Source organism: Nocardioides sp. CPCC 206348 (genome assembly GCF_048654705.1).
Classification (GTDB): domain Bacteria; phylum Actinomycetota; class Actinomycetes; order Propionibacteriales; family Nocardioidaceae; genus Nocardioides.
The window spans coordinates 600-9,991 of sequence record NZ_JBMCZA010000200.1 but is presented as its reverse complement, the minus strand read 5'-3'; the positions used below and the strand labels follow the sequence as shown (position 1 = coordinate 9,991).

Here is a 9,392-nt window from a genome sequence, read left to right as displayed (position 1 = left end):
CCACCGGGCTCGAAGCGGTAGCCCATGCCCGGTTCGTTTCGGAAGTGCACCGGCCTGGCGGGGTCGGCCTCGAGCTTGCGCCGCAGCTGCGCCATGTAGAGCCGCAGGTTGCCGTGGGCGGTCTCGTAGCCCGGTCCCCAGACCTCGGTGAGGAGCCGGCCCTGGCTCATCAGTCGCCCGGGGTTGCGGACCAGGACGGTGAGCAGGTGCCACTCGGTCGGCGTGAGCCGGACCTCCTCGCCGTCGACGGTGGCGCGTGTGGCGCCGAGATCCACCCGCACGGCACCGAACTCGACGACGTCGTCGCCGGCCTCGACCGGTGCGCTGCGCCGGAGCATCACCCGCAGCCGCGCGAGCAGCTCGTCCATCCCGAACGGCTTGGTGACGTAGTCATCGGCACCCGCGTCGAGGGCGTCGACCTTGTCGGCGCTGTCGCTGCGCCCGGACAGGACCAGGATCGGGACGGCCGATCGTGCCCGGAGCCGGGTGATCACGTCGACGCCGTCGAGGTCGGGCAGCCCGAGGTCGAGTACGACGACGTCGGGCTGGGCCGCGTCGGCGACCGCCAATGCCTCGGCGCCGTCGCCGGCCGTGACCACCTCCCAGCCGCGGGCGCGCAGGTGGATGCCGAGGGCGCGGACGATCTGTGGTTCGTCGTCGACGACCAGCACCTTGCTCACGGCCCCACCTCCTGCGAGACCGGCAGGGTCAGCGCCATCGTCAGCCCGCCACCGGGCGTCTCCCGCGGCAGCAGGGTCCCGCCCATCGCCTCGGTGAGTCCGCGGGCCAGGGCGAGTCCGAGGCCGATGCCCGTGGTGGTGTCGGTGTCGCCCAGTCGCTGGAAGGGCAGGAAGATCCGTTCCTCGTCGGTCGCGGCGATGCCGGGCCCGTGGTCGATCACGAGCAGCTCGATGCCCGCGCCCATCACAGCGGCGCTGACCAGCGCCGGCCGGCCGGGCGGCGAGAAGCGCTGGCTGTTGGCGACGAGGTTGACCAGCACCCGCTCCAGCAGGCCCGCGTCGGCGAGGACGTCCGGCAGGTCGTCGGGTACGTCGAGCAGTACTCCCCGCGGCGCCACACCGAGGTCGTCCAGCGCCCGCGCCAGCACGTCACCGAGGGCGACGGGGCGCAGGTGGACGGGCATCGCGCCCACCTGCAGGCGGCTCATGTCGAGCAGGTTCTCCACCAGGCCGGTCAGCCGGTCCAGCGAGCGATCGGCCGTCGCGAGCAGCTCGTCGCGGTCCTCGGCAGGCAGCACGAGCCCGGGACTGCGCAGGCCCGACACGGACGCCTTCGCCGCGGCCAGCGGGGTCCGCAGGTCGTGGCCGACGGCAGCGAGCAACGCCGTACGGAGCCGGTCGGCGGCCTCGATCTCGGCGGCCGCGGCGGCCGCCTTCGCCCGACGCGCAGCCAGGTCGACCACCCACGCCACCATCACGGCCACGACGACGAACGCCACCAGGGCCACCACGTTGTTCCCGTCCCTGACGGCGAACTCGTGGAAGGGCGCGGTGAAGAAGAAGTTCAGCAGTGCCGCGCAGAGGAACGCGGCGACGAGGGCGGGCACCAGCCCACCGACCAGCGCAGACGCCACCACCACGACCAGGAACAGCGCGACGTCGCTGGCGAGGTTCAACCGGTCCCGCAACGGCACCAGGACCGGGAGCAGCAGCAGGGGAGCGACGACCGCCACGACCAGGCCGGTACGACGGCGCGGCCGACTCAGGCTCGTGCTCATCCCCACCTCCTGACCTGCGCGCAGGTCGTCGTACCGACGGACGGTGCTCATTGTGCTCCCGACACCAGCACGGCCACGCCGGCGTACAGGGCGAGGCGCAGCAGGTCGGCTGGCAGGAAGGTGAGCAGGCCGAAGTCGTTGATGGCGAAGCCGGTCGCGAACGCCCACGCGGAGACCCCGACGCCGACGGCGAACCCCAGGGGGAGCACCACGCACCAGGCCGTCGCGACCGCGAGGAGCACCACGACGCCGTACCAACCATGGAGCGAGAGCGCCACGCACAGGCCGGTTGTCGCGAACAACGAGCCGCCGGCCATGCCGAAGCGGACCTCGGGTCGACCGAGGGGAGTCGCGGTACGCAGGGTCTGCTGCTGCATGCCTCCAGTGAAGGCGGCCTCTCCGCGGAAACCCCGCGTCCTGACAACATCCTGACGCGCCGCCCTGTTAGGGGTCCGTTAGGGCACGGGGAAACGGGCTCCGGCAGGAGTTGCATGGATCCGTGTCCACCTCCACCACGCCGTCCGTGACCGTCGAACCGACGGCCGGGCCGGCTCCCGCGAGCGCCGACGAGCACACCCGTCCCTGGTGGCAGGTGATGTGCCTGACCGGCGTCGACTACTTCTCCACCCTGGGCTACCAGCCGGGCATCGCGTTCCTCGCGGCCGGACTGCTCAGCCCGCTGGCGACGATCATCCTGGTCCTGCTCACCCTGTTCGGCGCGCTGCCGGTCTATCGCCGCGTCGCGCAGGAGAGCCCGCACGGGCAGGGCTCCATCGCGATGCTCGAGCGACTGCTGCCGCGCTGGCGCGGCAAGATCTTCGTGCTCGTCCTGCTCGGCTTCGCGATGACCGACTTCATCATCACCATCACCCTGTCCGCCGCCGACGCGAGCGCGCACGTCGTCGAGAACCCGCACGTTCCCGAGTTCCTGCACGGCCAGGAGCTGTGGATCACGCTCGGCCTGATCGCCCTGCTGGGCGGGGTGTTCCTCCGTGGCTTCAAGGAGGCCGTCGGGGTCGCGGTCGTCCTCGTCCTGACCTACCTGTTGCTCAACGCCGTCGTCATCGGAGTCAGCGCGGTGCACGTGATCCAGAACGGCCACGTCGTCACCGACTGGTCGACGTCGCTGACCGCCGAGCACGGCAACATCGCACTGATGATCGCGGTGTCGCTGACGCTGTTCCCGAAGCTGGCGCTCGGCCTGTCCGGGTTCGAGACGGGTGTCGCCGTGATGGGCCACGTCCGGGGTGCCCCCGGCGACGACCCGGTCCGGCCCGCCGTACGCATCCGCAACACGAAGCGGCTGCTGACCGCGGCGGCGCTGATCATGAGCGTCTACCTGATCGCGTCCAGCCTGGTCACGACCCTGTTGATCCCCACCGAGGCCTTCGAGGACGGCGGCGAGGCGAACGGCCGCGCCCTGGCGTTCCTGGCCCACGAGTACCTCGGCAACACCTTCGGCACGGCGTACGACGTCTCGACCATCCTGATCCTGTGGTTCGCCGGCGCATCGGCGATGGCTGCGATGCTGGCCCTGATCCCGCGCTACCTGCCGCGCTACGGCATGGCGCCGGAATGGGCCGGCGCGGTGAAGCCGCTCGTCTGCGTGCTCACCGCGACCGCCTTCCTGATCACCTGGATCTTCGACGCGGACGTCGACGCGCAGGGCGGCGCCTACGCCACCGGCGTGCTGGTGCTGATCACCTCGGCGAGCGTCGCGGTGGCGCTGGCCGCGCGCAAGGCACGCCAGCGTGGCTGGACGATCGGCTTCACCCTGATCGCGATCGTGTTCACCTACACGACCCTCGACAACATCTACGAGCGTCCCGACGGCGTGAAGATCGGTGGCTGCTTCATCGCGGCGATCATCGCGGTCTCCCTGCTCTCGCGGCTGACCCGTTCGCTGGAGCTCCGCACCACCGAGATCGAGTACGACGCCAAGGCGGACGCCTTCATCCGCGACTGCGCCCGTCGTACCCTCCGGCTGGTCGCCCACGACCCGGAGCACCGCGACGCCGGTGCCTATCGCGCGAAGGTGCGCCAGATCGTCGACTCGCACGACCTGCAGAACGGCGGCGACCTGGTCTTCGTGGAGGTCGTGGTCGAGGACTACTCCGACTTCGAGAGCCGGATCGCGGTCGAGGGCTCCGTCGTGCACGGCGAGTTCCGGGTGCTCCGGGTGCACGCGGCGACCATCCCGAACGCCCTCGCCGCGCTGCTGCTCGACCTGCGTGACCGCAGCGGCGTCCGTCCGCACATGTACTTCGAGTGGACCGAGGGCAGCCCGATCGCGCAGCTGGGCAGGTTCCTGCTGTTCGGCACGGGCGAGGTGGCCCCGCTGACGCGCGAGGTGGTCCGGCGGGCCGAGAAGGATCCGAAGAGGCGCCCGCACGTCCACGCCGGGTGAGGTCTCGAGACGGGCCGTGAGACGGCCCTCCTCGACCAACGGCCTCTCGAGACCCGTTACTCACCAGTCACCCCTAGCCGGATGTCGGCGGGCCGTTCTAGCGTCGAAGCATGACGGCTTCCTTCACGCTCGACATCGACGTCGCCCGCCCCGAACCACCGCTGGCGGGTGACGAGACGGCCACCCTGCTGGGCTCGCTCGAGCGCCAGCGCCTCACGTTCGCGTGGAAGTGTGGCGACCTGGCTGACGAGGAGCTCGGGCTCACCCTCGGCAGGTCGACGATGACGCTCGGGGGGCTCCTCAAGCACCTCGCGCTGGTCGAGGACGAGGTGTTCACCCGGGCGCTGCTGGGTCGGCCGCTGCCGGCCCCGTGGGACGGCGTCGATTGGGAGCGGGACTCCGACTGGGAGTGGCGCACCGCGGCCGACGACGGTGCCGAGTCGCTCTACGCGCTCTGGCAGTCGTCGGTCCGCCGCTCGCGGGCCGCGGTCGCGAAGGCGATGCGCAGCGACGGGCTCGACCACCCGGCCGACGCGTTCGTGCACGGCGGACACCCGAGCCTGCGCCGGCTCGTCGTCGACATGATCGAGGAGTACGCCCGCCACGTCGGCCACGCCGACCTCCTGCGGGAGTCGATCGACGGACTGACCGGCGAGGACCCGCCCGGCGAGGTCACCACCTACCCGCGTCTGGACGGCTGAGATGGCCCACGCCTACGAACGCCTCACGGCCGACGAGTTCACGGTCGCCGACGGGGTCGAGGACTGGCGTGTCCAGGGCGTCGAGGCCCGCGCGGTCTTCGCCACCGGCACCTTCGTCACCGGCCTGGCCCTGGTCAACGAGATCGGGCGGCTGGCCGAGGAGGCCAACCACCACCCCGACCTGACCCTCACCTACCCGAAGGTCGGCGTCAGCCTCTCCACCCACGACACCGGCACCCTCACCACCGCCGACCGCGACCTGGCCCAGGCGATCTCCGCCGCTGCGCGCGCTCTCGGGGTCGCCGCCGAGCCGGATGCCGAGGCCTGAGGACGTCTCGAGACGGTCGCAGGGCGATCTCCTCGACCTGCGGTGACGGGCGGGACCTGTGGCGAAGAACGCGCTGGCCAGAACCGGTTGTTCTCGCCCGAACTGTGTCACCGTGTAGAAGAATCATCAACGCCGATGGGGGTTTCCGCCTCGCGGTGACAGGGGGGAAGCCGTGGTCGACGGACTGATGGGGATGGCCGAGGTGCCCGCTCCGGTGCTGTACGACGACGCGCCGTCGTCGTACGAACGCTTCGGGGTGAACTGGGTCCACCGGGTGCTCCACCTCGATCGCATCCTGACGACGGTCGACCAGGTGCTGGGTGACCAGCTCGCGCTCGGGCCGATCGGTGCCGGTCCGGGGCGCGCCTTCGCGAGCATCAGCTTCGTCGGGACCTTCCACCCCACCACCGGCCACGAGATTCCTGCCGAGCTGCTGACCTATGCGATCAACCTGCCGATCACCGTGGTCTTCGACCTCGACCTGCCGATGGACCGGTTGACCTTCAACGGCGAGGTCGTCATCCCGCTCGTGCTGGTGGTGCACACCGAGGAGCCACTGCGGCTGCGCCTCGAGATCCGGACGCCGACCGAGGAGCAGATCCAGCTCCAGCTCCACACCGACACGCGTCGGGGGTCGGTGATCCGCAAGATCGCCGGCATCGACGGTGAGCTCCGACGCTTCGTGCTGAAGGTCATCGACACCGAGCTCAACAAGTCCTACGTGCAGAAGGCGATGAACCTGGACATGGAGGAGCTGATCGCCGAGGCGTGGCCTGCGCTCACGCAGCAGTTCCTGCCGCGGGGACCCGAGGACCGGCGGATCTGACCGTCCGGACCGCGGGCTGGCTCGCACGGCGGGCCGGGGCAGCGATCATGTCGCGCAGGCCGCCGACCGTCATGGCGATGAGCGGGATCCACACCGGGATCAGCATGAACGCGTAGATCGGCAGCACCTGCAGCAGGTCCTTCATGGTCGCCTCCGTGGGATCGGGTTCTCGATGTCCCCGAGTCTGGGCGCGCGCCGGCACGGAGTCGTCGGCGTGCGCCGACGAAGTCGTGGGGCTCCTTTGGACTCCGGATACAACCCGTCGTGAGGCCCGGTCAGGTCGTCGGAGAGAGCACGGCGTCGCCCAGCCAGTGACAGGCCAGGAGCGCCAGGTGCAGCTCCAGCGGCGCCTCGTCCAGGCTCCGGCCGCGGAGCTCGACGGCCTTCTCCACCCGGTAGCGCACGGTGTTCTTGTGCAGGTGCAGCAGCTCGGCGGTGGCGAGGTAGCTGCCGCCCGAGTCGAGGAACACCAGCAGGGTGTCGCGCAGCCGGGTGGCGCCGCCGTCGGCCGAGGCCAGTCCACCGAGAACGTCGGTCACCAGCCGCCGGCTGCCCCCGAGGTCGGCGGCCAGCAGGGTCGCCGCGCGCAGCCCGTTGGCGGAGTACGACGTCACGCGCTGCCCGCGCTCACCGGCCAGCCGGGCGACGTACGCAGCGGCCATGGCCTGGTCGTGCGTGGCCCGGAACCCGGCCACGCCGGAGGCCGGGGCACCGAGGGAGACGCGGACCGGACCGGCCGCGCCGACCACGCTGTCGGGGAGCTCCGGAGGCGTCGTGGAGGTGCCCATCGGGAACCACGCCCAGGTCGTCGACCGGTCGCGCGGGGCCACGAACGGAGCGCCGACCGCGCCGATCTCCTGGGCGATCGTGCCGGCCAGCCGTTCGAGGTCGCCGAGCACGTCGGTGGCCGCGTCCACCGCCCAGAGCACGGCGCCCACGTGGTGCTGGCGCATCCGGTGGCCGAGGGTCGTCTCGGCGGTCACGGCATCGATCGGCTCGCCCGCGAGCAGCTGCTCGAGCAGCTGGGTGCGCACGGTGTTCTGGTGGGCGAGCCACTTCTTGCGCTCGGTCTCGTAGGCCGCGATGACCTGCTCGGTGATCCGGTCGATGTAGTGGAAGGTGACGTCGATCATCTCCCGGATCGCGCGGTAGGCGACGTCGGGATCCTTCTCCTTGCCGCGGATCTCCTCGAACGCCCAGTCGGAGATCCACTGCTGGCCGAGCCGGTACGCCCGCACCAGGGCCGTCGAGTTCACCCCGCGCTGGGCCAGGCGTCGGGAGTACTCGCGAGCGGCGACCGGGACCGTCGCGTCCTCGACGTCGAGGTCGTGCTGGAGCAGGTGGGCAACGGTCTCGAGGTTGGCGTCGACGCTGCTGCGCAGCAGGTCCTCGAGGACGGGGTCGCTCTTCAGCTCGGGGATGTGGGCGAGGAGGCCCGCGTGCAGCCGGTCGGTGAGTGCCGGCAGCTGGCCGGCCATGCTCGTCCCGAGAGCCGCCACCCGGTCGTTCCACGCACGGTCGAAGGCGGCGGTGGCATCCTCCGCAGCGCTCATCCCGACCTCACGGACACATTGTGCTCCCGATCCAGTGACCGACGCCACACGCCGTCCCTAGAGTCGCAGCATGCCCTTGCTCCGAGCGGTTCTCCCCGACGTCGACCCGGTCGTCCACGCCACGCTGCCGTTGCGCGAGCGGATCCGGATCGCGGCGACCTTCTGGGCCGACAACGGCTTCGGCACCCCCCGCTACGTCCACCTCGTCTACATCCTCAAGGTCACCGTCTGGTACTCCCTCGGCGGCCTGCTGATCATCTCCGCGACCAGCGATCTCGGTGGCCTCGGCAACATCGACCAGTGGTGGAAGGAGCCGGTCGTCTACCAGAAGGCGGTGGCCTGGACGATGCTGATGGAGGTGGTCGGGTTCGGCGGCGCCTGGGGCCCGCTCTGCGCGCACTTCAAGCCGTTCACCGGCGGCGCGCGCTACTGGCTGCGGCCCGGCACGATCCGGGTCGCCCCGTGGCGCTGGGTCCCCGGCACCGCCGGAGACAGCCGCACCCTCGTCGACATCGCCCTGTACGCCGCCCTGCTGGTGTCGCTCGCCACCGCCGTCGTGTGGCAGGGCGACCGGGTGCCCGCCGCGCTGGCAGCCGGAGCCGCCGTACTCCTGGTCGTGAACGGGCTGCGCGACTCCATCGTGTTCCTGGCCGCGCGGGGCGAGCAGTACCTCCCGGCCCTGGTCTTCACCGCAGTGCTCGACGGGGCCGACCTCGTCATCGCCGCGAAGGTGCTGATCGTGACGGTGTGGATCGGCGCCGGCTTCTCGAAGTTCGGGCTGCACTTCGCCAACGTGATCCCGCCGATGGTGTCGAACGCCCCGTTCGTGCCGGGCACGTTCGCGCGACGCCTGCACTACAAGGACGCCCCCGACGACCTGCGTCCCTCGAAGCTCTCCTGGGGACTGGCGCACTTCGGCGGCACCTGCGTGGAGATCCTGACGCCGCTGGTCCTGCTGTTCTCCACGAACGAGACGGTCACCCTGCTCGCGGTGGGCGTGATGGTGAGCTTCCACCTCTTCATCACGATGACGTTCCCGCTGGCCGTGCCGTTGGAGTGGAACGTGCTGTTCGCCTTCCTGGCGGTGTTCCTGTTCTGGGGTCACCACGCGAGTGACGGCTACGCCCTGAGCGACTTCAGCGAGCCGTGGTTGCTCGCCCTGATCGCCGCGGCCTTGCTGACCTGCCCGGTCATCGGGAACCTGCGGCCGGACAAGGTCTCGTTCCTGCCGTCGATGCGGCAGTACGCCGGCAACTGGGCCTCGGCCGTGTGGGCGTTCTCCCCGGGCGCCGAGGAGAAGATGTCGAGGCTCGACCTCCCGGCACCCCCGATGACCGACCAGCTGATGGCGCTGCTGAAGTACGACCGCCCGACCGCCGAGCAGTGCATGTCCTTGATCGCCGGCTGGCGCTCGCTGCACAGCCAGGGCCGCGGCCTGTTCAGCGTCCTGATCGACCGGTACGACGACATCGACCAGCGAACGGTGCGCGAAGGCGAGTTCATGTCCAACTGGGTCCGTGGCTGGAACTTCGGTGACGGGCACCTGCACGATGAACGGATGATCGCCGCCATCCAGGCCCGCGTCGGGTTCGAGCCCGGCGAGCTGATCGTGGTGTTCGTCGAGTCGCAGCCGGTCCACAAGCGGGTCCAGGAGTACCGCGTCATCGACGCCGCCCTGGGCGTCATCGAGCGCGGGACCTGGCGGGTGGCCGACGCGGTCGCCCAGCAGCCGTGGCTGCCGGACGGCCCGATCCCGCTCGAGGTGACCTGGCGCGCGGAGGCCGCCAGCGGAGTGACCAGCGAAGTGACCACGTGACCTCAGCCGTCGTCGTCGGCAGC

The 9,392-nt window shown here is 70.7% G+C and carries 10 protein-coding genes; 5 read left to right on the top strand and 5 right to left on the bottom strand.

Annotation, left to right across the window (positions count from 1 at the left end; translation table 11 throughout):
- The 3 genes from ACOADB_RS19375 to ACOADB_RS19365 all read right to left on the bottom strand — a co-directional run.
- A partial coding sequence (locus ACOADB_RS19375) for a response regulator (protein ID WP_378602179.1) occupies nucleotides 1–680 on the bottom strand: 680 nt, incomplete at its 3' end.
- A complete protein-coding gene (locus ACOADB_RS19370) occupies nucleotides 677–1,738 on the bottom strand; it encodes a sensor histidine kinase (protein WP_378602176.1) in 1,062 nt (353 codons plus the stop codon). The genes ACOADB_RS19375 and ACOADB_RS19370, both read right to left, overlap by 4 nt.
- A gap of 47 nt (nucleotides 1,739–1,785) precedes the next feature.
- Nucleotides 1,786–2,115 carry a hypothetical protein gene (locus tag ACOADB_RS19365; protein WP_378602173.1) on the bottom strand — a complete coding sequence of 110 codons (330 nt, stop codon included), beginning with the start codon at nucleotides 2,113–2,115 and terminating at the stop codon, nucleotides 1,786–1,788.
- A 122-nt stretch (nucleotides 2,116–2,237) separates the two neighbouring features.
- Here ACOADB_RS19365 and ACOADB_RS19360 point away from each other — a divergent pair, with 122 nt between their 5' ends.
- From ACOADB_RS19360 to ACOADB_RS19345, 4 genes are all read left to right on the top strand, one after another.
- On the top strand, nucleotides 2,238–4,145 hold the full coding sequence (locus ACOADB_RS19360) for an amino acid transporter (RefSeq protein WP_378602170.1): 1,908 nt from the start codon (nucleotides 2,238–2,240) through the stop codon (nucleotides 4,143–4,145).
- A gap of 110 nt (nucleotides 4,146–4,255) precedes the next feature.
- Entirely contained in the window at nucleotides 4,256–4,846 is a 591-nt protein-coding gene (locus tag ACOADB_RS19355) for a DUF664 domain-containing protein (protein ID WP_378602168.1), read from the top strand.
- Nucleotide 4,847: 1 nt separating this feature from the next.
- Nucleotides 4,848–5,174, top strand: a complete 327-nt coding sequence (locus tag ACOADB_RS19350) for a 4a-hydroxytetrahydrobiopterin dehydratase (protein WP_378602165.1) — start codon at nucleotides 4,848–4,850, stop codon at nucleotides 5,172–5,174.
- 172 nt (nucleotides 5,175–5,346) lie between these two features.
- Nucleotides 5,347–6,000, top strand: coding sequence for a hypothetical protein (locus ACOADB_RS19345; RefSeq protein ID WP_378602163.1), 654 nt, complete (start codon nucleotides 5,347–5,349; stop codon nucleotides 5,998–6,000).
- Here ACOADB_RS19345 and ACOADB_RS19340 read toward each other — a convergent pair.
- A complete protein-coding gene (locus tag ACOADB_RS19340; RefSeq protein ID WP_378602160.1) occupies nucleotides 5,954–6,145 on the bottom strand; it encodes a hypothetical protein in 192 nt (63 codons plus the stop codon). The genes ACOADB_RS19345 and ACOADB_RS19340 overlap by 47 nt on opposite strands.
- Before the next feature lie 130 nt (nucleotides 6,146–6,275).
- On the bottom strand, nucleotides 6,276–7,553 hold the full coding sequence (locus ACOADB_RS19335; protein ID WP_378602157.1) for a PucR family transcriptional regulator: 1,278 nt from the start codon (nucleotides 7,551–7,553) through the stop codon (nucleotides 6,276–6,278).
- 70 nt (nucleotides 7,554–7,623) lie between these two features.
- Here ACOADB_RS19335 and ACOADB_RS19330 point away from each other — a divergent pair, with 70 nt between their 5' ends.
- The gene (locus tag ACOADB_RS19330; protein WP_378602154.1) at nucleotides 7,624–9,369 is read left to right on the top strand and encodes a DUF3556 domain-containing protein; all 1,746 of its coding nucleotides are present in this window, start codon (nucleotides 7,624–7,626) and stop codon (nucleotides 9,367–9,369) included.
- Nucleotides 9,370–9,392 lie beyond the last annotated feature (23 nt).